Below are 25,853 nucleotides of genomic sequence, written 5' to 3'. Positions count from 1 at the left end.
AGTTGGAGCTTTGCCTATTGAGGAATATCGAGGTTACCAAATGACAACAAATTGGTCAGGTATTGAACCAAATGGCAATTGGTTTCAGCATGCTGGCGGTAGCTTAGAATTTCGTTGAACTTAGAAGGGCCAACAGGTGCGGATTGCGGATCGACCTAAAAATTGAAAAATGGGTAAATAGTGCATGGCAGCAAGTTGCCGTGTCAGAGTCTGCAAAGTTGCTTCAGAGTCTGCAACTTCCAGTGAGTCCATAAATTACACTGCATCAAGTGGTTACTATCGAGTTATTGTTTATTCTTACTCAGGTTCGGGCAACTATGTTCTAAATATGACCCGTTGATTTCATGACTAAGAGCAACGCGTCATTTTTTATAAGGGAATAAACGTGTTGCTCTTCGCGCATTTTTTACTAAGAAGCTAACGGATTTGAACGTAACTACTTTGATTAACTGGGTTGTTTCGCCGTAATCGAGCTACCCAGTGAAGCTATGATAACCATTAAAATCGCAAGCCATTGCCAAAATGAGAGTATCTCGCCCAGAATAAGTAAGCCGGCAATGGCGGCAATCGCAGGTTCAAGGCTCATCATGATACTAAAGCCTTGAGCAGGCATGTTGCGAAGCGCAACCATTTCTAAACTGTAAGGTAGTGCGCTTGATAGAACACCAATCATGATACCAAGCGGGATAAGATCCCAATTTAATAATGCACTGCCTTGCGATACGACGCCAACCGGAACGAGGCAAATAGCGGCTATGCTCATACCAAGTGCAACAGTAGTCCCACCAGAACCTTGATTTCCAGATTTCTTGCCAAACAAGATATATCCAGCCCAACATGCTCCTGCGCCAAGCGCCAAAATCACGCCGATTGGGTCGAGACCGTTTACATTTGACATATCTGGTAACAGTAGCAGTATCCCGACAATTGCGAAAATAACCCAAAGGTAGTCTCGTTTCCGCTTAGATGAAAATAATGCAACGGCTAAAGGACCTGTGAATTCGAGAGCGACACCAATGCCTAGGGGAATGCGCTCAAGCGCAAAATAGAACATGATGTTCATACCACCTAAGCATAAGCCATAGACGATAACGGAACCCCATTGCTCTGGCAATTTACGCCAAGGTCGAAAAACTAAGCATAAAATCAGCGCCGAGAAACCGAGTCGGTAAGCTGTCGTACCTTCAGGGCCAACTAACGGGAATAGTTGCTTTGCAATAGACGCGCCGGATTGAATCGTAATCATGGCGCATAACAAGCAAATAAAAGCAAAAACAAAATCGCGATTAAAAGACCATGATAATCCCATTAAGCACAAAAGAGCGGCTAGTCTAATGTGCTTGAAAGCGCAGAACAATCAATAATTGTATACTTTATTTTATGCATACAAATTAGTGTTTATCTATTAACTTTAGTTTAAAAAAGTACTCAATCTTGCAAATTTTCAACCGCTAAATAAGCTTCCCATGCCACTTCATTTCGGGCCATTGCTTTGTGAAGTCTCGAGCGCTTATGCGCAGATTTGTCTTGTTCATTAAAGAATTCACCGACTCTACACATAGTGCAATATTGCTCGCCCAGATATTCAGGTACTTGAAGCGAGTGGTTTTCACTTAATTCAGTTTTTGAGGACCAGACATAGGTGATACCAGAGGTATCTTTGACGTGTTTATCTCGGTCTACGTTGCGAATTTTATAGTCTGGAAAAAGTTCGATATGAAAAGGACTGCACCCCAAGTAATGGTAGTTTAGATTGCTAATTAATGAACCTTCTAAATTCCACTCACGATAAGGTTTAACATCTTTTGATGTAATGTAGCTTAGCATTGGGCCGTTTGGATCGAGAGCATATTGTTGAGAATGATGAATAAACTTTCGTAATAAAATCCGATTAAGCGTATTCACAGAATATGGCGTACTTTCAAAGGCTTCTTTGGAAGTGAAAGAGGGGATTAACGGGAATTGAAAAATCACGACGTCAAACGTTCGAGCGAGCTTCGCCCAACATGTTGTATCTGTTACATCGAATTCGAAGTAGACAGGGACTTGAGCATTGTGTAAATCATCTATGGCATGTTGTTCGTATTTGTTTCTCAGCGTTTCTTCACTGTCATAAACGGATGCCACCAGTGACAAGTCTGGATAATTCATTTTTAACGCGCGGGAGAAGGTTAGATCACCGTCACCGACAGTGAGGACGCGCCAAGTAGGATTGATATGCATGTTTCAAACTAACGAGTATTCTTGGCGCTATTGTATCAGATGTATCCGTTTAACGACCAGCGTGAGCCAGTTCGTCTAATAAGTGCATGACATCGGCACTTGCTTGTTCCATCTTGTTAAGTTCTTTTACTGCACCTTGTTTGTTGCCAACACGGAACAGTTTCATCGCTTCTACACCTGCTCTGTGAACTTCTTTGTGAGGCGCATCAAGTCGTTTGAATGCAGACAAATCAGAATAGATTTTAGAGCCTTCGGTTTTCATCCACTGACCTAATCGACACATTGTATGGTCGCTAAACTCTTCAGGTTTTGTGCGGCTTTTACCGAGCAATTGGCTATACACTTCACCCTTCCAGACTACATGGTCGAGTTTTACGGTTTGAATAAACGTTAATCCAGACGCTTTTTGGATAGTGCCTTTCATGCTTTTACAACGATCGACAATCACATGATATTCATCATTGAGATGGGCAATGCTTGATGAAAGTTGCTGGTTTGACCCTTGGATGACGGACACGGCCTCAACGGTATGCTGCGTCGTACTGATTATTTTTTTTACAAGGTCGGATACTTCGTTCGCAGATTCGTTGGTATTGTTTGCAAGTGCACGAACTTCGTCGGCAACGACGCTGAATCCTCGGCCCGCTTCACCAGCACGTGCGGCTTCAATTGCTGCGTTTAAGGCCAACAAATTGGTTTGATCTGAAATTTTAGAAATGGTGGTTACGAACGTATTGATGTTGTCAGCCATTTGCGAAAGACCGGATATATTGGTGGTCATACCGCCCATGTTTGTCGACAACGTATCCATCCCACCCAAAATGTCTTTCAGTGAGTTTTCAGATTTGAGGAAAGATTGGTTGACGTAGTTAATAGCTTGGCTTTCAGTACTAATTTCTTCAAAACTGTGTAAAACAGACTCACGAATACCGTGAATTTGAGCCAGGCCGTTTAAGGCAGACTGGAGTAGCTGATTGTCCGTATTGTCGTTCAATAGCGTTTGTTGATGAATGAGTTCTTGTTTTAGTTCTTCGTTTTCCGACTCTAGTTTAGAAAGTTTGTTCTCTGCTTGTGCTAAGCTTTGTCTTAATTTTGTGACTTCTTGCTCGAGCGCTTTGTTACTAAATAATTGACTAAACACAGGCTTTCCTCTGTTGGGATAATAACTATAGAGTATCAGTGGTATGTCACTTAAGCCAGCTAATGCCGTCTTGAAGAACGAAATATTTTATGTGATTTGTCTTTGTACATTTGTAGGTCTGCAAGATTTAGTAAGGTATCAGCAGAAACGTTTGCGCGCAGTTCGACAAACCCAATACTTGCTCCCACAGAAAAAGGTTTTAGCTCGTTTAGTAGCTTCTCGCGCCATTGTTCGGTGACGGGTATAGAAGGGCCGAACGCGACAAACTCATCGCCTCCTAATCGGAAACAGTTTTCAGCACCAAACTCCATACTAATTGCATGAGCAAACAGCTTCAGAATGTTGTCACCTACTAAGTGCCCATGTTTGTCGTTGGCTGTTTTAAAGTTATCAAGGTCAAAGTAATAGAGTTGGCTGTGTGTTTCTTGCTGGGTCTCAAAAAACTCAAAGCAAGCTCGACGATTGCCGAGAGAAGTAAGTGGGTCATGATAGGCTTCAAAAAGCAGCTTTTTCTGTAGAAGTTCTTTCTCAGCCATTTCTTGATTGATTTGCTTAATTAAATTGTGCTTATGTCGAAGCATATGCAACATCGCTACTCCAATCATAATAAAACCCGCATTCTTAATGGAGGTGTCGATGATGTTGAATATTGCGAAGGAATCTTCAAAAAACTCATCAGCGATGTCTAATATCATACCAAAGCAAAAAAGCGCCCAACCAGAAAGAAAAAGAGGCGAAGTTCTATTGGGGTAGTACTGTGCTAACAAGGTTAAAGCCAAGCAAAACCACAGCATTTCCTCGATAGATTCGTAAAAAGAATGGGCTGAAGTCCACACTGTGATTGAGAAGGAAAATCCAATAATCCAAATGAATGCGATTAAAACAGGATGGCGCATTGGCAAGAAATCGAAATTAATTTACTTAAGCGTAGTCAAAGATAAAAACATTGCTATCTGAAAAAGGTGACTAACAAACACAACAGACGTTAAAACAACGCGCATTTTTCGATAGTCGGGATAATAGTCAGGCCAAAGAGGTGAATACTTTTCAACGAGTAGTACGACCCAAAACGCAGCACTTAAATAAATTAACACCATTAAAGGACTCGCTAAGGCGAGTAGTGGGAATGGAATGGTGACGGCAACGGTTAACCCAAGCGGATACTTTAGATTGTGCACCTGGCCGCCATATTGAGCCAGCCATGAATGCTGAGAATCCCCATGCTGTAATATGAAAACATGTTGATAGCCGTGGCATCGGCACCTGTAAATAATTGCCATGCGACAAAAAATAGAAAAGGAAGAAGGCCTAGATACCCCATTTGAATGTGATTGAAAAAACGTTCCATAGATAGCTCCGATTAACCCTCGTTAATTTTCATTGATTTATCGTCAATAGGCAAACGACTTGATTATCTATTTACCTTCCAAAAAATCGATTGAAATAATCTAAACAATCAATTTTATCTCTTTAGAGATTCAACGTATCTTTATCACATCGAAAGCGAACAGCGAAAACGAAAGTAAAAACTGCTCGCACACTTAATCAGTTAAATTAATTACAAGTGAGGAAAACCATGACTTCATTAATCAACACAACTATTAAACCTTTCAATGCAACGGCTTACCACAACGGTGAATTCCTGCCAGTGAGTGAACAAAATCTACTCGGTAAATGGTCAATCGTGTTTTTCTACCCAGCGGACTTCACCTTTGTATGTCCTACGGAATTAGGTGACCTTGCAGATCACTACGAGCAGCTTCAAGGCATGGGTGTTGAGGTGTTCTCTGTATCAACAGACACACACTTTTACACACAAAGCATGGCACGACGCGTCAGACACAATTAAGAAGATCCAATTCCCAATGATTGGTGACCCAACAGGGCGTATCACTCGCAACTTCGGTGTGATGATTGAAGAAGAAGGTTTAGCGCTACGTGGTACGTTTGTGATTAACCCTGAAGGTGAAATCAAGGTTGTTGAAACTCATGACCTAGGCATTGGCCGCAGCGCGAAAGAATTAGTACGTAAAGTACAAGCGGCACAATATGTTGCCAACCACGACGGTGAAGTTTGCCCAGCTTCTTGGCAACCGGGTGATGAGACATTAGCACCATCACTAGACCTCGTTGGCAAGATCTAAGCGTTTAAACAAAAACGTTAAGCAAATAATGGTGGTGCTCTATGAGCACCACACCATTCACAGCAGTTGAGACTAAATCTATGTTAGATAACAACATTAAAAATCAATTAAAAAGCCACTTTAACTCGCTATCTGACCCAATTGAATTGGTCATTGCTGTCGATGAAGGCAAAAAATCACAAGAGTTAAAGCAATTAGCCAACGACTTAGCGTCACTCAGTTCGCTGATTACAGTGAAAGTAGCGACGCAAAACAAGCGTATACCGTCTATGACGGTAACAAGCCCAGCTCGCAAGACTGAAATTACGTTTGCGGGTATCCCAATGGGCCATGAATTTACCAGTTTGGTGCTCGCACTATTACACAGTGGCGGACATCAAGCGAAAGTGAGCGATGAAGACAAATCGTCAATCGCAAGCTTAGAATCAGAATTGAATTTTGAGATGTATATTTCATTGAGTTGCCAAACCTGTCCTCAAGTCGTTCAGGCGATTAACTTGATGGCGGCTCTGAATCCAAATGTGAAAGCCACTATGATTGATGGCGCACTGTTTCAAGACGAGGTCAGTGCGAAAAACATTATGGCGGTGCCAACGGTATACCTAAACGGAGAACTGTTTTCACAAGGCGGCATTGGCCTGACTGAGATACTGAATAAAGTAGACAAAAATGCGGGCGCAAAACAAGCTAAAGCATTAAATGACAAGCAGGTATTCGATGTATTGGTTATCGGTGGTGGCCCTGCGGGTTCTGCAGCATCGATTTATGCGGCGCGTAAAGGGTTAAATACTGGTGTAGTTGCCGAGCGGTTCGGCGGGCAGGTTTCAGACACTGTGGGGATTGAAAACTTTATTTCGGTCAAAGCCACCGAAGGCCCCAAATTAGTCGCGCAGCTTGAAGAACATGTAAAAGACTACAACGTTGATATTATGAAAAGCCAGCGTGCGACCTCGCTTAAACGCGGTGAACACGTAGAGATCGGGCTAGAAAATGGCGCGGTATTGAAAGCCAAATCAGTCGTATTGGCAACCGGCGCACGTTGGAGAACGATGAATGTACCCGGCGAGCAAGAATACAAGGGCAAAGGTGTCGCGTTTTGTCCACACTGTGACGGCCCGCTCTTTAAAGGTAAACCGGTGGCGGTGATCGGTGGTGGTAACTCTGGTATCGAAGCGGCAATTGATCTCGCGAATATCGTATCGCACGTTACCGTATTGGAATTTGCCGATACGCTGCGAGCGGACGAAGTGCTTATTCGTAAGGCTAAGAGTTTGCCAAACATTACGATTATTAAAAGCGCGCAAACAACAGAAGTACTGGGAGACGGTAACAAAGTCACCGGTCTTGTATATAAAGACAGAACGACCGAAGAATTAAAAACCGTGGAACTTGCGGGTATCTTCGTACAAATCGGGCTTGTTCCAAATACTGACTGGTTAAAAGACAGTGGTATCGAGTTAACGCGTTTTGGTGAAATAGTGATCGATGCGAAAGGTGCGACATCTATTCCAGGAATTTATGCCGCTGGTGATGCAACCACGACACCATTTAAGCAAATCATCATCGCGATGGGCAGTGGTGCAACCGCAACACTCGGTGCATTCGACTACTTAATTCGCTTGGGCCAAGAAGACAACAACCAAGCCGCATAAGAATTCATTGCTAATACACCCAAAAGCAATGCAAAGCCACACTCCGGTGTGGCTTTTTTATGTTCAGGCCAAAGTAAAAGGCGTTATTAAAGTGATTGAATTACATGGAGTAAGGCAGTTTTTTAGCAAAGTTTCCAACGAGGAATAGGTAATGTAAATAACGTCAAAAAAGGTGTCGCAACCTTTGTTGTTCTTCAAAGGCTACGAAAACCCTAACTAGAAAATAGAAAAAAGGGGCAACAGCCCCATTGAGACTCACTGGGTTAAAACGTGTCTGTATTTCAAAACGAGTTGAGTTGATAACTCGAGTTTTCCTTTCGAGTCTTAAAATTAGCTGATCCATTTCATAAGTCAAACACAAAAAACAAAAAATTTACAAAAAAGTAACGTTGAGGTGGAATCGCATAGTTTTACGAATCTATAGGCTAATTGAAATAGTCATGGTAGGCTGATTTTAGGAACTGAATTAGTGTTTAATCGAGGAATTCACATGGACCCAGTCAGTCAACTTTTACAGTTTGTATTTACCATTAATTTCTTTGTATTGCTGTTTGTGATTATTGTTTTGAAAAGCAGTATTAAATTTGTGCCACAGAACCGAGCGTGGGTAGTTGAGCGGTTTGGCAAATTCCAGTCTACAAAAGAGGCTGGTTTGAATTTTATTGTGCCATTTATCGATCGAGTTGCCGCAGACAGAAGCCTTAAAGAGCAAGCAATAGATGTCCCTTCACAGTCTGCGATTACGAAAGACAATATTTCACTTATCGTCGATGGCGTGCTGTATTTCCGCGTCCTTGACCCATATAAGGCCACGTATGGTGTAGATGACCATATTTTTGCGGTAACACAGCTTGCGCAAACAACCATGCGTAGTGAGCTGGGCAAAATGGAATTAGACAAAACGTTTGAAGAACGTGATTTACTCAATACGAATATCGTTGCGGCGATTAACCAAGCTTCCGACCCTTGGGGTATTCAAGTTTTGCGTTATGAGATTAAAGACATTGTGCCACCAAATTCAGTAATGGAAGCCATGGAAGCCCAAATGAAAGCAGAGCGTGTAAAACGAGCTCAAATTTTGGAATCCGAGGGCGACAGACAAGCAGCAATTAACGTTGCTGAAGGTAAAAAACAAGCACAAGTTCTTGCAGCAGAAGCGGATAAAGCCGAACAGATCCTAAAAGCAGAGGGTGAAGCAAGAGCAATTTTAGCGGTTGCAGAGGCACAAGCACAGGCACTGCGCCAAGTGGGTGACGCAGCAAACACAGTAGAAGGTCAAAAAGCAATTCAGCTTGACCTTGCAACAAAAGCGATAGCAGCAAAAGAAGCGATTGCAAAACAATCTTCGGTCATTCTATTACCGGATGGCGCGACGGACGCGAGTAGTTTAGTTGCTCAAAGTATGTCTATTATCAATACATTAAATAAAACGCAAAAAGGCTAAGTAATGAGCTGGTTTACTGAGAATCTATGGGAAAGCATCGCCATAATAGGTATTGTCGCTTTGTGCATCGAAATTCTAGTATTTGGGTTTGCTACTTTTATATTGTTGTTTTTGGGGCTGTCCTGTCTCATCAGTGCATTGTCCATGTACTTGGGATTAATCAATGAAAGTTGGGAAGTAGCGCTTACGTTTAATGCAGTTGTAACCGTGGTTTTGGCACTGTTGTTATGGAAACCGCTTGAACGAATGCAGAACAAGCAAGACTTAACGGCTGTGACGAGTGACTTTGCAAATATTGAGTTTCAACTTGTTGAAGATGTGGAACCTAATTCCGACAATGTAACGTTTTCTTATTCAGGTATTTCTTGGAAAGTAAAAAGTACACAGCCGCTTTTGAAAGGGCAGTTTGTACGCGTAACTAAAAAGGATGTGGGTATATTTTGGGTTACACCAGTCGAAAAAATGCAAGAACTGGATCAGTAAACGTTATGTTGGTGTAGAAAAATAGTAACCCTTTTAACGCGCTAAAAGGGTTACTAAAAATCAGTTCAATTGTTCCGCTTTCGATATCGATGGCTCAAGCCAATCAAATGATTCCATTAAGAAGTCAACGGCATTTTCAGTAATAATGACACCATGTGCCATCACGATTGTCATAGGGTGCCATGCGATAATGTGCTCAATGTGCTTTTTAGCTTCCTTCTTATGAAAGGTGAATGTAAGTCGCCAGTCTAAAGGCATTTTACCGTGAGGCGCCAATACCCCAACAAGAGATGCCATAAAGCGTTTAAATGAACCGAATGCTTTTGGTGAAAAGTTTTCAATCAAATCAGTCACAATGAGAGTTTGGCTGGACTTGTGGAAAAACACGCACTCTTCCATTGCGGGAGAGCCAGTGAACAGATGAGAATCAATTTCTTTTGCCCAGGGTGTTTCTGCTAGTTTCTCCAGTGAACCGGTAAAGGACAAATCACCGCGTTTCTTTAACACTTCTTCAGTACCAAAAGATAATGCTTCAGGATAAGCGTCTTGCCACTGCTTCATAAATAGGTGATGCAGATGATTTGGTGCAATTAAATAACGGACAGAGCCTAAGTTTTCGACTTGCTGTTTTAATTGAGGGGTCAATTCAATCGGACTATGGATCCATAAATCGCCATTGCTGAGTTTTACAATGGTCATTCGGGTAGTGAAAGGCATGGTAAAAAATTGCACGGTACTACCATCGACAATCCAGATATGTTCGTCAATACTTTTCATATTACCTCCTTGGTTAAATGTAAAGTACTCGTTAATAATAGTTGCTTCTTAGAGATTACCAACCATTAAATCTCGACCAATTTGTCATTTCACCACGCTGATCGACAACGTGGTAGCTTTCATGCATTGCAGCGGTCGCGCAGGCATGATTTGGTAAAATTCGTAATATAGAGCCTATGGGATAAGATGAAAGCAACTCAGTTGACGGTAAATGGATGATTCCATGTTCTTGATTTACGCTGTTCACCATTGCACTCGCGACGATGTCTCCATTTGCCTTTTCGACTAGACCGTAACCACTTTTACCATCCCCAGGATCTTTTGATAATGCCATCCAGCCAGCATCAATAATCAACCAATTCTTTTCGGCATTGTGGCCAATTACTCGAGTAACGACGGACAGCGCGATGTCTTTTAATTCACATACTCCAAGGTTTGCCATCACCAAGTCAAAGAAAACGTATACGCCGGCTCGAACTTCTGTAACACCTTCCCAGTCCTCACCATGGTGTGCTGTTGGCGTTGAACCTACGCTGACTGTATTACAAGGTAACCCCATTGACCGGATCCGTGATGCAGCTTGAGTTATAGCAATGCGTTCTTGTATGGCAAATTGTTTGATCTCGCTTTCTGATTGGCATAAGTACGCACCGCCGCTATGCGTGAGAACGCCAGCAAAGCAACCTCGACTGGCAAGTTTTAGGGCTATTTTCCCTAGTTGTTCATCCGTTGGTTTGATGCCTGCTCGCATACCATCACAGTCAATCTCAATCAAAACATGTAACGTGCAATGGTTCGTTTCGCAAAACGCTAAAATAGCCTCGGCTTGAACCGCATTGTCGATGAGAATGTTGATGTGAGCACCTTGATGTTGGAGTTCAAGAACAGTAGGTAGTTTATCTGCGGTGATACCCACTGCGTAGGTGATGTTTCTATAACCAGCAGCAACGAATTCTTTCGCTTCTTTGAGCGTCGACACGGTGCAGGGGCTATCGTATGAAGGCAACAAAAACTTAACGGCTTCAACAGACTTTAGGGTCTTTAAATGCGGGCGAGCAGCAACGCCCAATTCGCTCAATCGAGATTTAAGACGAGAAATATTATTCATAAATCTCATTTTGTCGACGAGAAGACAAGGTGTAGAAAGTGAATCTAGCTGCATGATATTTATCCTGTGCCAAACGACTATATGAGTAGACCTCATCACGAAGAAATCTGTTCCCCGTTGAGAGTCATAATTTTGTTATTTTCATCGCGTATAACTAAACGGCTTTTGATTTTTGAGATACACGATGTCGCAAGATTATTACAATATTCATGCTTATGACTTAGCAAATCAATATCAAGCTGTTGATTTTGAATATCTACATGCTCATTGGTTGCATTTGTTGAAACCGTATTTGAGAAAAGCGCAAGCGCGTTTTCTAGACGTTGGTGCGGGAGCGGGTCGAGACGCGGTGTATTTTGCATTAAACGGCAATGACCCATACGTGGTTGCGGTCGAGCCTGCGACGACGTTAAAAAGGATGGGAGAGGCTTATTCCGGGTCGTTACCCATTCTTTGGCTAGAAGACAGCTTACCTCGAATGTTTTTTACTGAGCAGCTAGGGATCCAGTTCGATGTTATTTTATTAAGCTCTGTTTTAAATCATCTGCCAATTTGGGCGCTCAGACCTTCACTTTATCGCGTTACACAACTGTTGCTTCAAGGTGGCATTATCGTGATTAGCTTGCGAGAGTCTCAAGATGTTCAGGACAACGAGCAACGTGGCGTGACCAATATTGCAATTGAACAATTGTTGCATGCCGCAAGGTGTGAGGGTTTATCGTGTATTTACCAAAAAGAAGCGCAGGCGGACTTTTTTGGTCGGGACGCGATTAAATGGCATGTGTTTGTATTTCAAGTTCAATAATTTCTTTCTTGTTACTGGGTGACCACGCTTTTTGCGCAGCGAGTCTTTGGGGTAACCAAGTATAGGCAGTGTGTTCCGACGGATTCAAGACGAGTGTGACGTGTTCTGGCACCTCTACACTAAACACATACTCTGTATTAATGTAGTTACCAGGCTCATAACGATAGCGCCATTGAGGACGGATTTCATAGCTATTGGTATGACTATGTTGAACGACAGAAAGATTTAACTTGTGCGCATCAATACCCGTTTCTTCTTTCAACTCTCGTATTGCAGTATCAATCGGTTTCTCACCCTGCTCTATGCCTCCAGTGACAGATTGCCAAAACTCAGGGTCATCTGCTCGTTGAATTAGTAGAAAATCACCATCACGTTTATAAATTACAACAAGTACGGAGAAAGGTTGACGAAGCACGTTTGCAACTCCACGTTTACTTTGCCGATATTGTAACGGATAAATGTGACATTCAAAGGTATAAATGCATTTTCAAGATGAGTATAATTTTCGTTCAAATAATTTTGATTTTTGCATGGGTGAACTATAATCAAAGTGCATAGCTTTAACTTTTGTGTGTAGTGAGCAGTTTGGCCTGCTAAGCTTGCCTGAGTGTCTCCGCTTTCTACAATACCCCCACAAAAAAGGTCATGCTGGGTGTAACTGACTTTGAGTGGATTTGCCAAATGGCGCTTAACTTGAACCTAATTTACCTTGCTCCAGCAGTTACATCCTTTCTTAACCCGATTTATTATGGCAGTCTAAACAACTCAATTGCATTAACTGGGATTACGCATGGGTTTTACGCGAGTATTCTCGACTTCTCTCCTTTTCAATATACGCATGAATACGCTAATTGTTTTTGCTCTTTGCTCATTTTTAGTCGTTGGATGTGGGCAAGAAAAAATAGGGTTAAACAATCAAGCTGCGATCTCTGTGGGTGAACCCGTTTTAGATGCTCAATTTTCAGGTGATGCTGAGTCAATACTTTTCTTAACCCATGAACAGCAGGTCAAAATTTGGTCTTTTAGTGCAAAGCAAGTCGACGTTATTCTGCCCGAGGACAAATTACCCAAGCCAGCACGGCAGGTTGAATACTCAAAAGACGGCAGCATAGCCCTCGTGATCGGTGAAAATGACGTTGCGATTTTTAGAGTAAAACCACTTGAATACATCGGTAAGCTTAGAATGCAGGGGATTTCGCCACTGGCGCGAATAACGGCATCAGCGTTGTCTGAAAACAAACTCAAATTTGTTGCGGGGATGGAGGATGGTGCGATTAATATGGCTCAGCTAGACACCGGGATTAATAATCAATTTCAGCCACATCGTCAGCAAGTATCACATATTCAATTAACAAATAATGGCGACGTTGTATATAGTGGTTCTCTGGACGGACAAATTGCAAGGTGGCAATTTGGCGAACCGAAAGCGATTTATTCTAACATGTACCAACATCGTATTACGTCGCTGGCAGTAAACAAAAGTGCAGATCGCGTGTTTGTGTCAGATGGTTTACACGAACAGCAAATTCTGGATGCTGAATCAGGCGATGTTATTGTAAAACTTGATTATATTTCTCGTTTTAAGCCTTTTCGAGAAGCGTATTTTGACGAATCGGGCAAGTTATTAATGACGACCTCTAGTAAGTCACAAATTACGTTTTGGGATTTGAAGTCAGGTAGAGAAATTGGTGTATGGTCTTGCCAAACAATGAAGGATGGCGCAACAGTATTGGCTGTAACACAACCAGATAAAACACATATGGTAACCGTGAATACAGATGGCCTCATTGAAACGTGGAATTTGACGCCTTTGCTGGATAGTGTGGATAAGGAATAGTGACATGCGAAATTTAACGATTCTCTTTAGTTTCATACTCCTGATGAGTTGCGGTGGAAAACAAATTGAAAAGGTGGATGATGCGTTTGGACTGGTTAATGAACAAGTGATTTATGGCGCCTTTTCAAAGGATAGCCAATCAGTTCTCTTGTACACCCAAAGTAAAAATCTAGAACTCTGGGATCTATCAAGTCGTACTAAGCGAATGCAACTTGAGTTTAGCCAGATAGGTGAGGTTGCAAGAGCGTTTCTTTTGACTAACCAAAAAACAAACATAGTCGTAGGTGGTGAGCAACGACTCAGCTTTTGGTCCGTTGAAACGGGTCAACTTGAACAATATTTTAGCCTAAGTGGTGCGGATCCTCTTGCGCGAATAGCAAGTATTGCAATGTCGCCCAATGACGAATATCTCAGCGTGGGGATGACTGATGGCTCAATCGTTCTGTTATCATTTAAAGATAAATCACAACGTCTCTTTAAACCTCATTCAAGTGAAGTTGCTTATCTTATTTGGGATTCGGACAGTAAGCAGGTCATGAGCGCTGGGCTTGATGGCGTGGTGTCAACATGGTTGTTCAGTGATGCGACTGTGCTTAGTGAATTTCATGTTGAGAAGCGTGTTACCACCCTCGCAGCAACCAAAACGCTTGATACGGCATTCGTCTCTGATGCATTACATAATCAACGCTATTTTGATGTTAAAAGCGGGCACATCAAAACAACGCTTTCGTATCCTGAACGTTTTCGATGGTTTAGAGAAGGGCTGATCCTTGAAGAGAGACCTTATATTGTAACGACCTCATCCAAATCAAAACTATCAATTTGGTCCAAGGAGACGGGCAAAGAGTTAGGGTCTTGGTTTATCAATGCCTCCGGCGGGGAAGCGCTCGTATTGGATATTATTGAAGAAAAGCCGGGTACTATCCTGACCGTTAGTTCGGATGGGATTATCGAACGATGGCAAATTGATGCTTTGGTTCAAGAATAGAGAAAAAACGGTGCCCATTACGTTGGTTTGATAAATTAGGGCTTATTTTCTCGGCGATTAATGTTTAATGTACTGAGAATCTTGAGTGTTCTGCCGTCCAATATCACTATTTCAGGAGCGTTTAGGCCAAATTAAAAGCGCTCAGCGCTAATTTTAGTGCGCACAGGAGGAATTCGCGTTACAATTGATACTGTATATCATTACTATCTGCCAAAAGAACCTATACCTAACTATGACCAGTATTACGACTCACGAAGCATCTCGTCGCCGATTGCTGCTAGCATTAGCGATAACTTGTACCTTTATGGTTATTCAGCTTTTTGGGGCTTACTACTCAAACTCACTAGCCGTTTTGGCGGATGCCGGTCATTTATTTGTCCACAATAGTTCACTGTTTATCGCTGTTATAGCATCCACTTTTGCAGTCAAACTGGCTCGAAATTTCGATGAAGGACATAAAAAAGCCGAGTACACCGGTGGACTTATTAATGGTGTATTGTATCTCTCTATAAGTGTATTGATTTTATACGAAGGTACACAAAGGTTGTCAGCGCATGGCGCTGGGCACGATTTTGAAATTAACTCTTACATGATGTCCATGATATCAGCGATAGGGTTTCTATTTCATGGTCTTTCCGCTTGGATTTTGTATAAAGGCCGCAAAGACAGCATCAATGTCTACGCAGTGTTCCTGCATTCATTCTTAGACTTATTGTCTACCGTCACCACGTTTATCGCCGGTGTGTTGCTACATTTCACGGGTTGGCAAGTTATCGATGTGATTTCGAGTATGTTCATATCTTTGTTCGTTTTATATACCGGCGCGCGCGTTGTCAGGGTATGTTTAAAGGGACTGTTAAAAAGAGAAGATTTACCAAACTTAGAGCAAGTAGAGCATACTTTACTCGAAGCCGAGCATGTAGATAGCGTTCACAATGTCACCATTAAACGAGTGTCTGGCGTGGTAACTATTGGTGCGCATATTGTCTTAAAACACCACTGTACGCTCGAGCAACATGACGAGCTGTGTAAAATAGCCATAGAAACGTCTTTAAAACAACGATTTGGAGCAGTCAAAAGCATTATTCAAGTTGAAAGTCATAATTGTCCCGCTCATCCTCAGCCAATTATCTAAATTTTTTATTTAAGTTTAAGAGTCGTATGCTCAATGAGGAGAAAGCGTGTTTTTTCGCCACATTTAACTTTGATTGTTTTATGTTTTTGTAAGCTTATCTGTATCTTGTGTTGTCGAATAGATTACCCATATAAACGAAAGCACAAGTTAAGTAGTTAAAATTTCAGTATTTACTTGGCAAATTGCGCGGTATCTTTTAACTTTATAGACAGAAGATAAAATGGAACGCGCGCTTTGATAATCACTCAGCATCGACTTTTCCCGTTATTGTGTACGGTGACCCTTGGCGTCGTTGGTGGCTTTGCGAATCTATTACCTTTCTGGTTTCTTGATAGCTCCGAGTTTCTGTTTGGTCAGCTATTCGTTCTATGTGTGCTGCTATTATTTGGTTGGCAATATGCTTTACTTGCCGTTGCGATTGGTGCCGGTTTCATTTATTACCGTTGGGATCATTGTTGGTCTTCGGTGGTGTTCGCTCTTGAAGTCGTCTGGCTACAAGTTCTTTGTATTAATAGCAATAAGCCCTTATTTTTACGTGGGCTTGCGTTTTGGGTTTTAATAGGCCTAGCGCTCTTATTTCTTTTTGGCTATTTTTTCCTCGCTTTACCACTTCTCGTTATCGTCACTGCGCTTGCAAAGTACTTTATTAATGCTGCGCTATATTTAGCCGTTGTCGATTTGCTTGGCTTTTTCTTTATTCGGCAACTGTGGCGCGCCTCACCGCTATATCAGATGCTAAATTACACCGTTAGTTTATTAATAGTGTTAGTTGTCTTGGTGACCTCCATTGTGTTAACAAACAATTATTACGCCCGCCTCGAGTTGGAGGTGAAAAATCAACTCACCGAAGATTCGTTAACGGTAACAAGACAAATAGAAGACTATCTTCAAAGCTATAAAAGAGCGGTTGCGCTTACCGCTAAAAGTATCGAACTTGGTATCGATAAACAAAACGCGCTTGCTCAATTAATGTTACTCCACCCAAACTTCCGAACAGGTATTGTCACCGACAATAAAGCGCAAATTACGCATTTTTACCCTGAAGGCTTTAAGCTAAGCATGATGGACGAAGACAAAAGTGTCGCAGATAGAGATTATTACCAATCGGCACAACACTATCCTGATGGATTTGTTTCGGATATTTTCAGAGGAAGAGGACTTGGAAACGAACCAATCGTCGCAATTTCAGCTCCGGTAATGAACAATCGCAAATTTGCAGGAATTGTAGAAGGTTCGTTGATATTTGAGTCATTTGAGCAGTTTATTCCCCGACTGGTTAACACCTCTGGCGAATTGCTCGTGCTAGACAGTGCAAATAAAGTCGTTTACAGCTCATTAAAAGCAGAGTTTAAGACACTCGACTTAGTCGCCGACGATAAGCGCGCAGCGTTTGATTCGAACACTCATCTTTTTCAAACAAGCCAAAATGATATTTTCTACTATCACGAAAACAACTCACCCACATTAGGATGGACCGTCGTTACGCTGCTTGAACGTAAGCATGTTAATCTCGCGGCGGCGTCAGCATGGGGATTGTCGGGCTTTCTAGCGGTTACGATTATTGTATTGAGCAGCGTCTTTGTCAGTCAATTAACGCGTGTGCTGGTGAGTCCGATAGAGCGCTTGAGTAACCATATACATGACTTCGATCCGAGCAAGATGATATCGGACGAGCAACGAACTCAAAACGGGTTTCTTGAGATGGTTGGATTGCAACAACAGTTTTCTCAACTTGCCTTGAAGTTAAATACGAGTTTTGCGCGTTTACAGAATTCGTATGATGAAAATGAAGCGCTCAATAAAAAGCTGAAAGACTTTAACGTCAAACTTGAACAACAGGTCAATGAGAAAACGCAAGAATTGATAGAAGCTGTGCGCGTAGCAAACAAAGCGAGTCAGGCTAAAAGTCAGTTCTTAGCCAATATGAGCCATGAGATCAGAACACCGTTAAATGGTATTTTAGGGCTCTCTGAGCATCTTATTAATAGTGACGAGTTATCGACAGAAGTCTCCGATCAAGTACTCATGATCCAACAATCGGCAAACAATCTGCTCTTAATATTGAACGATATTCTGGACTATTCAAAAATAGAAGCAGGGGCATTGAAACTCGATTTTCATCCGACAGAAACTTACCGTTTATTCGATAACATTGCACGGGTGTTTGGTAAAACGGGAACTAAACCAGGCGTCAGGTTTGACTATCAAATTTCTGGAAGCCTTCCTGCCTTTTTGAATTTAGATGCGCTTAGAGTGGGACAGGTGATTAACAACTTGCTGAGTAATGCTGGGAAATTCACCGGTTCAGGTACGGTTTCTTTAGGTATTCAATACGTTGACGGTCGACTTGAAATTGTTGTGGAAGACTCGGGTATTGGTATGAGTGAACAGCAGCTTGCTAATTTATTTAAAGAATTTGTACAAGCGGATACATCAACAACACGCAAATTTGGTGGGACTGGGCTCGGCTTAACGATATGTAAACGTTTGGTTGAGCTAATGAATGGTGAACTTAATGTGCAAAGTGAACCAGACGTTGGGAGTCGTTTTGAAGTGTTTATCCCGTGCGTTGTAGTCGATGGCGAAAGTGTTTCATTAGCACCTATTACTGTCCCTGAGTTATCAGGCATTAAAGTGCTTCTTGTTGAAGACAACTTGGTTAATCAGATTGTAGTCAAAAAGATGTTGGAAAAGACACAGTGTGAAATTGAATGTGCAAGTGATGGAAAAGAGGCCTTAGTTCGTTTACAAGAGCAAAGCTTTCCAATTGTGCTAATGGACTGTCAAATGCCGAATATGGACGGGTTTGAATGCACAAGGCATATTCGTCAAGAACCCGGTAAATATGGTGGGCCACACATTATTGCCATTACAGCGAATGCATTTGCAGAGGATAGGCTCAAGTGTATCCAAGTTGGTATGGATGACTTTGTTGCCAAACCAGTTAAAACGGACGACTTATTCAGAGCGTTAAGTAAAGTGGAGCGGATAGCCACGTAATGTGTTTGACGAATCCGATTTAAGTGAGCGGGTTATATTTAACCCGCTTTTGCTTTCTTGCCTACTTCATCAATATATAAATCAGACATCAAAATTTCAGCGGATACGGGCTTTGAAAAATAGAAGCCTTGCATATAGTTGATGCCTAATTGGCTTAGGTAACGAATGTGCTCCATTGATTCAACACCTTCTGCAATACACGTCATGCCAAGGTTATTCGCAAGCATAGTAATTGTCTTAACGATGGATTTATTACTTGGCGTATGTTCCATGCTACGCACGAATCCTTGGTCAATCTTAATAATATCGATCGGGAATTGGCTTAAGTAGGTCAGCGACGAGTACCCCGTTCCGAAGTCGTCCAGTAAAAGTATAAAGCCTTGCTCATTCAACTCCATTAAGGCCGATTTTGCTTTTACCTTGTCAGCCAACAATGTACTTTCAGTGATTTCCAATCGTAGTCGGCTGCAAGGGATGCCAAATTCGTACAAAATAGCGACTAGATGTTCAGTAATATTTGCTCTAAGCACTTGGTGGGCGGATAAGTTTAGCGAAATATAAAAATCGCGGTTTTCAAGCAGTAACGGTTTCAACTCTAAAATTGCGCGTTTGAGGGCCTGATCTGTCATGACTTCAATAAGGCCAACCTCCTCAGCGACAGGAATGAATTCAGCGGGCGAAATTAACTGGCCTTCCTGTTCCCAGCGCATTAGGAGCTCAACCCCAACCACTTGGTTATTTCGTGAGTTTACAATAGGTTGATAGTGATTAAAAAAGCCATTTTCCTTGACTGCATTTTTTAGGGACGTTTCGAGTTTCAGCTTTCTTAAAATCTCATCGTTCATTGCACTGGTGAAAAACTTAAAGCTATTTCGTCCACTTTGTTTTGCATGGATCATTGCCACATCGGCATGACGTATAAGTTTTTCAGCGTTGTTCGCATCAAACGGATAAATTGCAACGCCGATACTGGCAGAGATGCTTACCGTAAAACCACTAATGGTTATTTTTTCAGGCAAAGCGATAAGTAATGCGCTGACCAACTCGCTAATTATTTCTGGAGATTTTACTGATTCAAAGAGCACAAGAAACTCATCACCACTTTGTCTTCCCAACGTACAACCGCTTGGTAATATTGACTCGATTCGACGTGAAATAGCACTTAAAAGCTTGTCACCAACATCATGTCCATAAGAGTCATTTATGGGTTTAAACTTGTCTAAATCGATAAACAATAAACCAACTAATTCGTCATTTTGGGCAACGTTAATGGCTTTTTGAATGCGTTTCATCATCAAGTTGCGATTAGGTAAACCTGTGAGCGAATCGTAATTTGCTAAAAAACGGAACTCTTTCTCCGTTTTCTTTTGTTCAGATAAATCTGAGAGCACAATCACATAATATTCAATATCTTCACTGGACTTAGTAATAGCATTAATACTTAATTGAATGGGATGTTTTGCGTTGTGCGAGGTCCGTAAGGTGACCTCTTCACGGTGGTTTCCTTTAGGTTGCAGCGACTTGATGTTTTTTAACAAATTGGAGAAATTTCTGCTCCCTAACGCCTCTCTAAATTGCGGAATTGACAAATCTTTAATTTGGCCTTGAGCAATACCAAAAGCATGGCAGAACGTTGAGTTCGCAGCGATAGGAAGCAAATTCGTATCTAGAATTAAAAGCCAATCGTTTATCTGTCCGAACGCATCACCTAAAATAGATGCCATCATGTTCGTCGCTTTTTGCTCTGTGATGTTACTGTAGATACCCGATACTTTAATTGGAATGCCATCTTGGAACTCTGATATCCGTCCGACGTCGTGATACCAACACCACTGATCGTCACTGGCTTTCATTCGATAAGTCGCTTCGAAAACGGCGTCTTGTTCTTTCTTGTTGAGGAGCGCAAACCATTGTTGTTCGACAGCAGGATAGTCATCTGGATGAATGAGGTCTTTGTGTATTTCAGCATTACATATATCGTCCAAGTCCTTATAGCCGAGTTCTTGGATAAGCCGTTGTTGAATAATAGTACGTGTTACCAGATTGACTTCCCAAATACCGCTGTTTGTTGCTTGCAATGCGAGGCCAGTTTGCTTCTGGCTACGAGTCATTTCTGTCAACGCGTTTTTTATAATTTGCTGTTTCTTATTACTTTGACGTAACCAAAGAGCAAAAAGCGCCAAAGCAAAGACAACATAAGCTGTAATGGCGAGTGGGGATGCGTACGGGGCATGAGCAACTGATATTTTCAATGATTTACTAGCTAATTCACGATTACTGCCGCGTTCTTTCAAAAAGAGTGTTAGTTGATAATTACCAGGCTTTAACTGACTAAAGAACAGCTTACCTAGTTTTACATCGTGATAGTCGGCGTTAGTCGGCCCAGTCATTTTTGCTGAATAATAGTCGTTGTGTTGATCTAAAAAATCAAAATCTGAAAAACGAATGAGCAAACCTACATCATCGTGCTTAAGTGCGATTGAGTCTGAAATGGCGAATGGCTTGTTTTTAGACATTAAGGCCAATTCGGTGATTTCAATTTGGGTTTGGCTGCTCTTGGTTGCTAAGGCCGTTGGATCAAAAACAATCATCCCTTGAGTCGACCCGAAGGCGAGATTGCCATTTTTTAACTTTGCGCTTGCACCGGAATTAAATTCATCGACTGGAAGTCCATTGTGATGACTAAATAATTTGATACTACGGTCAGACAGGTCAAACCGGTAAAGACCTTTTTGGGTGCTTGCCCACAGCGCATTGGTATTATCAAGTTGTAGTTCATAAATGGTGTTTGTTAACAGCCCTGATTTTTCATTGAATACACTGAGTTTCTCTAGTGTTTCTAGACTAATCGCCACGAGGCCTTCCGTGGAAGTGGCGAGCCACAATGTGCCATTAGTGTCTGCAACCCAACTATCTACCACGGAAAATCTTGAAGAATCTTCTTTGCCAAAATCGTAAACGAGAAACGTGGTGTGGCTTTGGGTGTTATAACGCACTAATTTACTATTTGTCGAAATGAGTAAATCATTTGGATGCGTGGGAAGTGGTGCTAGGAACTTATAAAAGGAATTCGTAGAAAGTTGTTCCGATAAACCATCAATTGGATTGCACTGTAGTTCGGTTTTAGAGCATTGGTAATAATTTTTGTTTGAAGCAAAGTAGATAAATTGTTCCGATTCATACATGCCACGGATATAGTCATCGTTTTTCAACTGAGTTTGGATTTCAGTGAGGTTTCGAATCTCATCGGTTGCAGGCGTGAAGACTTGAATGCCAAACGGAGTTTCCAATAACAAAACTTTAAGATTTTGGTACTGGCCTGATGCAATTGTTACAACAGCGTTGAGACCAAATATTTCTTTGGGGTCGGTGTTTTGGAAAAACGTCTCCACCGCTTGATTGTGTTCAACAGCAATAAGGCCATTGTCTGACCCCATCCAAAGTTGATTATCAATTTCTTCAATTGACCAAATAGTGTTGCTCGCAAGCGGGTGTGAAGGCGACTTTACATTAATAAATCGCTTTGCTTGAAGCGGCCAATAAAAAACGCCTTGCTCCCTTGAGGCCATCCACATGACATTATTTTTGTCTACCATAATGTCGTAGACACTGATGTTCGTCACATTATAGCGACTGCCATCAAAGCTCAGGACCTTGCTTGCAGTTTTACTTTTACGGTGAATTTCATATAGGCCCAATTCGGTTGCTATGAATTCGCCAAATTCTGTTTTTTGATAGTCCCAAATATTGAGGTCAGCGACCAGTGTATACGTGTGCTCAGGTTTGAATTCCATGCCATCAAAAGGCAATACGTAAAGGCCTCTGACTGTGCCAACCAAAAGTCCCAATGTCGGATCATAGGTTAGGAATTTCACATTTTGATTTAATTTATCGACTTTCTCTGCGGTGATGAATTGAATTGGGTTGAGTAAATGTTGACGAGTGTCCAATTTGTACAAGCCCACGTCACTGCCAATAAGCAAATCATTCCCGACGAAAGCAAGCGAACGAACTAAGCTGACGGTGTCAGGTAATGCGACGAGAAAATTGGATTCAAGTGTTCTCAAGTCAATCGTAAATACTTGACGTTCAATGCCAACGTATAACAAGTTGCCGCGTTCGATAACAACAGAAATAGGAGAGAACAATGTACTTTCAGGCGTGATTTTACCGGAATAGATTTTTTTGCTGACCAGTGTTTTGGGATCAATGAGGTAACTACCTGAATAGCCAGTAGAAACAAAAATTTGACCATTATTTAGAGCGCGCAGCAAATAAATGGGTTTATCAGAAAAATCAATGTCGTTATTAACAACGTTAATTTGATAACCATCAAAACGATTGAGCCCTTGCTCGGTACCAACCCATACATAACCGAGCTTATCTTGCACTATGTTATTAACGACACTTTGGGATAAGCCTTCATTAACAGAAAGGCGTGTCAGTCTTTGCGCGTAATTTGTCGTCGCGAAGGCATTTAATGCAACGCACAAAGAAAACAGAAGCATAAACACAGACGTCAAACGCATCTACTCTAACTCCAATGCTGCGAAAACCAATTTGTTCCGCCTACATCCAAGTACTCAAGCTTCTTCCATGAACAATTTCATATTCTAATAGTATAATTTACCACATATTTTAAGAATTATTTACATCATTTAAGTCGAAAAGATAATTTGTTTTCTTTATAGAAACAATCATAGGTATAAAAGACGGATAAAACAAAGTTTAAAAACAGTATTGATAATTATTGTTGTTTACACTAAAATCCATTTTGTAAATCGTACTGAGATTGGTTCTTATTTATGTATATCTGTATTTGTCATGGTGTTACCGATAAAAAAATTGCACAAGCTATTGATGATGGTGCGATGACTATGCGTGATCTTGCAAAAGAGCTTTCTGTAGGCACGCAGTGTGGTAAGTGCACAAACTGTACGAAGAAAATTTTGAATGAACGACTTATCGAAATAGCTGATATTACCGATCAAGTCGCATAAACGAATACAAAGCAAAAAGGCTTACCACTGGTAAGCCTTTTTGCTTTGTATTCTTAACTCAATCGATTTTTGATTAGAGCTGCGACTGTAGATAGTTCTCGATGCCCATTTTTGCAATTAAGCTAATCTGTGTATCAAGCCAATCAATTTGCTCTTCTTGTTCACCCAAAATATGGTTAAGCGCTTCACGGCTGATGTAATCTTGTTTACTTTCGCAAAGAGCTATCGCATTGTGAAGGTCTTTCACGGTGTCTTGTTCAAACGAAAGATTGGCTTCAATCATTTCTTGGCTATTTTCGCCAATTCGAAGTCGACCTAAATCTTGTAAGTTTGGCAGGCCTTCTAAAAATAAAATCCGTTCAATAAGGCGGTCCGCGTTTTTCATTTTTTGGATTGAAACTTTGTAGTCAGCTTTATCAAGTTGGCTAAAACCAAAGTCCTTAAACATTCTAGCGTGCAAAAAATATTGGTTAATGCCAACAAGCTCGTTTGCAAGAACTTTGTTTAGTGACGCTATGACAGCTTTATCACCTTTCATTTGAAATCCTTATGCCAACTGTGACTGAACGTAATTTTGTAGACCAATCTTGTCCATCAGACCAAGCTGTTGTTCAAGCCAATAGACGTGGTCCTCTTCAGTGTCGAAAAGTAGTTTTTCAAGTACTGAACGAGATTGGTAGTCTTGCTCTTGTTCGCAAATCGCAATGGCTGCTTTTACAGATGTCACCACCTCAAGTTCGAGCGTGAGGTCATTTTGCATCATAGAACGTACGTCAGAGCCAATTAACAAGTCACGACGATTCGTCATATTTGGTACACCACCCAGGAAAAGGATACGTTTAATGAGCCAATCCGCATGCGTGGTTTCTTCTTCCATTTCATGATTTAGACGCTCATACAACTTCGCCATTCCCCAATCATCGTACATACGCGAATGGATAAAATATTGATCGATAGCGGCCAGTTCGTTTGCGAGAAGTGCATTAAATGCATCAATGACTTTTTGCTTGCCTTGCATAGCGGGCTCCTAGGGATATCTATAATGCGGGTCAGTGTACCTTCTGCATACTGAGTGTCAATAAAAAACGTTTAAAAACATACGGTTAAAAACTGATTGTGATTCTCATTTGGTTTCAACATGAGAATCTATTTTCATTACAATAAAAGACTCTATCTAACTTGCTGATATATAACATGTATCTATTTTATCTGCCGAGGTAACTATCTCTATAGTCGCGTGAGAGATGTGGTACTTTTCTTTAAGTGCCAATTTTAATCGAGCTATATCGATGTTGAGTTGATTTCCTAAAATAATTTGCGCATCAAGCATGACTTTGTGTTCATCCAATTGCCAGATATGAATATGAGGAACATCCTTTATTTCCATCGTATGTTTCATGAAATCAACCACCTCTGGCAATGTAATGTGGTTAGGTACAGCTTGCATAAGAATGTTCATACTTTCCTTCGCAAGAAGTGAACCGTGATAAATCACATATAAACTGATCAATACGGTAGCAACGATATCAACCCAATAAATTTGATAAAGGATAATAAGTGAGCCTGAAATGATCACAACCAACGAGGCAAGCGCATCGGATATGTTGTGAATAAATGCCGCACGTATATTCATACTTGTTTTTGCGCCAGAAAAGTACGTTAACAATGCGGTGATGACGTCGATGAACAGGGCAAGCGCTGCAATCCAAACGACAATCCAGCCATCGATGGGTTCTGGATTGAATACTTTGCTAATGGCTTCGAAGATGAGATAAATACCGATTAAAATGAGAGTTGTGCTGTTTATTAATGCGCCAATGATTTCAGCGCGTTGATAGCCATAGGTCATTGTTTCGTTCGCTGGGCGATTCGCTATTTTGCGAGCTAGCAGCGCAATAAAAATAGCGCCAGCATCGGATAGATTATGCAGTGCATCCGCAACAAGCGACAAACTGCCTGATAAAACGCCGCCAACGATTTGCGCGATGGTAAGTAAAATATTAATGAATACGGCATACGTGAGTTTGTCATGAGTATGATGATGTCCATGAGCTCCGTGGTGATGTGCATGTGACATGCTCAATACCTCACTTGAATTTTGTAAGTACCTAACACG

At 41.4% G+C, this 25,853-nt stretch carries 20 protein-coding genes and 2 pseudogenes; 10 read left to right on the top strand and 12 right to left on the bottom strand.

Features of this window, described 5'->3' with window-relative positions; genetic code table 11:
- Positions 1-445: 445 nt before the first annotated feature.
- The 5 genes and pseudogenes from NI389_RS21070 to NI389_RS21050 all read right to left on the bottom strand — a co-directional run bounded on the left by NI389_RS21070 (position 446) and on the right by NI389_RS21050 (position 4,712).
- The gene (locus tag NI389_RS21070; protein WP_308363473.1) at positions 446-1,246 is read right to left on the bottom strand and encodes a DMT family transporter; all 801 of its coding nucleotides are present in this window, start codon (positions 1,244-1,246) and stop codon (positions 446-448) included.
- Between the two features lie 182 nt (positions 1,247-1,428).
- Positions 1,429-2,223: a class I SAM-dependent methyltransferase gene (locus tag NI389_RS21065; RefSeq protein ID WP_308362650.1), complete on the bottom strand. Its 795-nt coding sequence runs from the start codon at positions 2,221-2,223 to the stop codon at positions 1,429-1,431.
- Positions 2,224-2,272: 49 nt separating this feature from the next.
- Entirely contained in the window at positions 2,273-3,364 is a 1,092-nt protein-coding gene (locus NI389_RS21060) for a methyl-accepting chemotaxis protein (protein ID WP_308362648.1), read from the bottom strand.
- A 59-nt stretch (positions 3,365-3,423) separates the two neighbouring features.
- The gene (locus tag NI389_RS21055) at positions 3,424-4,059 is read right to left on the bottom strand and encodes a GGDEF domain-containing protein (protein ID WP_308362647.1); all 636 of its coding nucleotides are present in this window, start codon (positions 4,057-4,059) and stop codon (positions 3,424-3,426) included.
- A gap of 222 nt (positions 4,060-4,281) precedes the next feature.
- Positions 4,282-4,712: pseudogene (locus NI389_RS21050) on the bottom strand (DUF3429 domain-containing protein).
- 228 nt (positions 4,713-4,940) lie between these two features.
- Here NI389_RS21050 and ahpC point away from each other — a divergent pair.
- The 4 genes and pseudogenes from ahpC to NI389_RS21030 all read left to right on the top strand — a co-directional run bounded on the left by ahpC (position 4,941) and on the right by NI389_RS21030 (position 9,087).
- Positions 4,941-5,508: pseudogene (ahpC, locus tag NI389_RS21045) on the top strand (alkyl hydroperoxide reductase subunit C).
- A gap of 80 nt (positions 5,509-5,588) precedes the next feature.
- Entirely contained in the window at positions 5,589-7,160 is a 1,572-nt protein-coding gene (ahpF, locus tag NI389_RS21040; protein ID WP_308363474.1) for an alkyl hydroperoxide reductase subunit F, read from the top strand.
- A gap of 490 nt (positions 7,161-7,650) precedes the next feature.
- Positions 7,651-8,604, top strand: a complete 954-nt coding sequence (locus NI389_RS21035) for an SPFH domain-containing protein (protein WP_308362642.1) — start codon at positions 7,651-7,653, stop codon at positions 8,602-8,604.
- A gap of 3 nt (positions 8,605-8,607) precedes the next feature.
- Positions 8,608-9,087 carry an NfeD family protein gene (locus tag NI389_RS21030; RefSeq protein ID WP_308362641.1) on the top strand — a complete coding sequence of 160 codons (480 nt, stop codon included), beginning with the start codon at positions 8,608-8,610 and terminating at the stop codon, positions 9,085-9,087.
- A gap of 60 nt (positions 9,088-9,147) precedes the next feature.
- Here the strand turns inward: NI389_RS21030 and NI389_RS21025 are convergent, their stop codons facing one another.
- Both NI389_RS21025 and NI389_RS21020 read right to left on the bottom strand, forming a co-directional pair.
- Positions 9,148-9,864 (bottom strand): DUF4336 domain-containing protein, encoded by a 717-nt coding sequence (locus tag NI389_RS21025; protein WP_308362640.1) that lies wholly within the window; start codon positions 9,862-9,864, stop codon positions 9,148-9,150.
- A gap of 55 nt (positions 9,865-9,919) precedes the next feature.
- Positions 9,920-11,026: an alanine racemase gene (locus tag NI389_RS21020; RefSeq protein ID WP_308362638.1), complete on the bottom strand. Its 1,107-nt coding sequence runs from the start codon at positions 11,024-11,026 to the stop codon at positions 9,920-9,922.
- A gap of 130 nt (positions 11,027-11,156) precedes the next feature.
- Here NI389_RS21020 and NI389_RS21015 point away from each other — a divergent pair, with 130 nt between their 5' ends.
- Positions 11,157-11,777: a class I SAM-dependent methyltransferase gene (locus tag NI389_RS21015; protein ID WP_308362637.1), complete on the top strand. Its 621-nt coding sequence runs from the start codon at positions 11,157-11,159 to the stop codon at positions 11,775-11,777.
- Here NI389_RS21015 and nudB read toward each other — a convergent pair.
- Complete coding sequence (gene nudB / locus NI389_RS21010; RefSeq protein ID WP_308362636.1) at positions 11,743-12,192, bottom strand: dihydroneopterin triphosphate diphosphatase; 450 nt, start codon at positions 12,190-12,192, stop codon at positions 11,743-11,745. The two genes, NI389_RS21015 and nudB, sit on opposite strands and share 35 nt — an antisense overlap.
- A gap of 423 nt (positions 12,193-12,615) precedes the next feature.
- On the opposite strand from nudB, the gene NI389_RS21005 reads away from it, so the two are divergent.
- The 4 genes from NI389_RS21005 to NI389_RS20990 all read left to right on the top strand — a co-directional run bounded on the left by NI389_RS21005 (position 12,616) and on the right by NI389_RS20990 (position 18,737).
- Positions 12,616-13,614 (top strand): WD40 repeat domain-containing protein, encoded by a 999-nt coding sequence (locus NI389_RS21005; protein ID WP_308362635.1) that lies wholly within the window; start codon positions 12,616-12,618, stop codon positions 13,612-13,614.
- Positions 13,615-13,618: 4 nt separating this feature from the next.
- A complete protein-coding gene (locus tag NI389_RS21000) occupies positions 13,619-14,602 on the top strand; it encodes a WD40 repeat domain-containing protein (protein ID WP_308362634.1) in 984 nt (327 codons plus the stop codon).
- A gap of 232 nt (positions 14,603-14,834) precedes the next feature.
- Complete coding sequence (locus NI389_RS20995) at positions 14,835-15,737, top strand: cation diffusion facilitator family transporter (protein WP_308362633.1); 903 nt, start codon at positions 14,835-14,837, stop codon at positions 15,735-15,737.
- 234 nt (positions 15,738-15,971) lie between these two features.
- A complete protein-coding gene (locus NI389_RS20990; RefSeq protein WP_308362632.1) occupies positions 15,972-18,737 on the top strand; it encodes a hybrid sensor histidine kinase/response regulator in 2,766 nt (921 codons plus the stop codon).
- Positions 18,738-18,775: 38 nt separating this feature from the next.
- Here NI389_RS20990 and NI389_RS20985 read toward each other — a convergent pair whose 3' ends face one another.
- Positions 18,776-23,266, bottom strand: coding sequence for an EAL domain-containing protein (locus NI389_RS20985; protein WP_308362631.1), 4,491 nt, complete (start codon positions 23,264-23,266; stop codon positions 18,776-18,778).
- A gap of 276 nt (positions 23,267-23,542) precedes the next feature.
- Between NI389_RS20985 and NI389_RS20980 the strand changes: the two genes are divergently transcribed.
- On the top strand, positions 23,543-23,737 hold the full coding sequence (locus tag NI389_RS20980) for a (2Fe-2S)-binding protein (RefSeq protein ID WP_208845308.1): 195 nt from the start codon (positions 23,543-23,545) through the stop codon (positions 23,735-23,737).
- Between the two features lie 73 nt (positions 23,738-23,810).
- Here NI389_RS20980 and bfr (NI389_RS20975) read toward each other — a convergent pair whose 3' ends face one another.
- From bfr (NI389_RS20975) to NI389_RS20965, 3 genes are all read right to left on the bottom strand, one after another.
- On the bottom strand, positions 23,811-24,275 hold the full coding sequence (gene bfr / locus NI389_RS20975) for a bacterioferritin (protein ID WP_308362630.1): 465 nt from the start codon (positions 24,273-24,275) through the stop codon (positions 23,811-23,813).
- 9 nt (positions 24,276-24,284) lie between these two features.
- Positions 24,285-24,755 carry a bacterioferritin gene (gene bfr, locus NI389_RS20970; protein WP_308362629.1) on the bottom strand — a complete coding sequence of 157 codons (471 nt, stop codon included), beginning with the start codon at positions 24,753-24,755 and terminating at the stop codon, positions 24,285-24,287.
- Between the two features lie 156 nt (positions 24,756-24,911).
- A complete protein-coding gene (locus NI389_RS20965; protein WP_308362628.1) occupies positions 24,912-25,814 on the bottom strand; it encodes a cation diffusion facilitator family transporter in 903 nt (300 codons plus the stop codon).
- Positions 25,815-25,853 lie beyond the last annotated feature (39 nt).

This window comes from Pseudoalteromonas xiamenensis, from assembly GCF_030994125.1.
GTDB classification, from domain to species: Bacteria; Pseudomonadota; Gammaproteobacteria; order Enterobacterales; family Alteromonadaceae; genus Pseudoalteromonas; species Pseudoalteromonas xiamenensis_B.
This window is presented reverse-complemented; position numbering and strand designations above follow the sequence as displayed.

What these genes read in the sequence shown, in the direction of transcription:
- NI389_RS21070 (WP_308363473.1), bottom strand. Translation starts at nt 1,246, where the DNA reads ATGATTACGATTCAATCCGGCGCGTCTATTGCAAAGCAACTATTCCCG.
- NI389_RS21065 (WP_308362650.1), bottom strand. Translation starts at nt 2,223, where the DNA reads ATGCATATCAATCCTACTTGGCGCGTCCTCACTGTCGGTGACGGTGAT.
- NI389_RS21055 (WP_308362647.1), bottom strand. Translation starts at nt 4,059, where the DNA reads ATGATATTAGACATCGCTGATGAGTTTTTTGAAGATTCCTTCGCAATA.
- ahpF (WP_308363474.1), top strand. Translation starts at nt 5,589, where the DNA reads ATGTTAGATAACAACATTAAAAATCAATTAAAAAGCCACTTTAACTCG.
- NI389_RS21035 (WP_308362642.1), top strand. Translation starts at nt 7,651, where the DNA reads ATGGACCCAGTCAGTCAACTTTTACAGTTTGTATTTACCATTAATTTC.
- NI389_RS21030 (WP_308362641.1), top strand. Translation starts at nt 8,608, where the DNA reads ATGAGCTGGTTTACTGAGAATCTATGGGAAAGCATCGCCATAATAGGT.
- NI389_RS21025 (WP_308362640.1), bottom strand. Translation starts at nt 9,864, where the DNA reads ATGAAAAGTATTGACGAACATATCTGGATTGTCGATGGTAGTACCGTG.
- NI389_RS21020 (WP_308362638.1), bottom strand. Translation starts at nt 11,026, where the DNA reads ATGCAGCTAGATTCACTTTCTACACCTTGTCTTCTCGTCGACAAAATG.
- NI389_RS21015 (WP_308362637.1), top strand. Translation starts at nt 11,157, where the DNA reads ATGTCGCAAGATTATTACAATATTCATGCTTATGACTTAGCAAATCAA.
- NI389_RS21005 (WP_308362635.1), top strand. Translation starts at nt 12,616, where the DNA reads ATGAATACGCTAATTGTTTTTGCTCTTTGCTCATTTTTAGTCGTTGGA.
- NI389_RS21000 (WP_308362634.1), top strand. Translation starts at nt 13,619, where the DNA reads ATGCGAAATTTAACGATTCTCTTTAGTTTCATACTCCTGATGAGTTGC.
- NI389_RS20995 (WP_308362633.1), top strand. Translation starts at nt 14,835, where the DNA reads ATGACCAGTATTACGACTCACGAAGCATCTCGTCGCCGATTGCTGCTA.
- NI389_RS20985 (WP_308362631.1), bottom strand. Translation starts at nt 23,266, where the DNA reads ATGCGTTTGACGTCTGTGTTTATGCTTCTGTTTTCTTTGTGCGTTGCA.
- NI389_RS20980 (WP_208845308.1), top strand. Translation starts at nt 23,543, where the DNA reads ATGTATATCTGTATTTGTCATGGTGTTACCGATAAAAAAATTGCACAA.
- bfr (WP_308362630.1), bottom strand. Translation starts at nt 24,275, where the DNA reads ATGAAAGGTGATAAAGCTGTCATAGCGTCACTAAACAAAGTTCTTGCA.
- bfr (WP_308362629.1), bottom strand. Translation starts at nt 24,755, where the DNA reads ATGCAAGGCAAGCAAAAAGTCATTGATGCATTTAATGCACTTCTCGCA.
- NI389_RS20965 (WP_308362628.1), bottom strand. Translation starts at nt 25,814, where the DNA reads ATGTCACATGCACATCACCACGGAGCTCATGGACATCATCATACTCAT.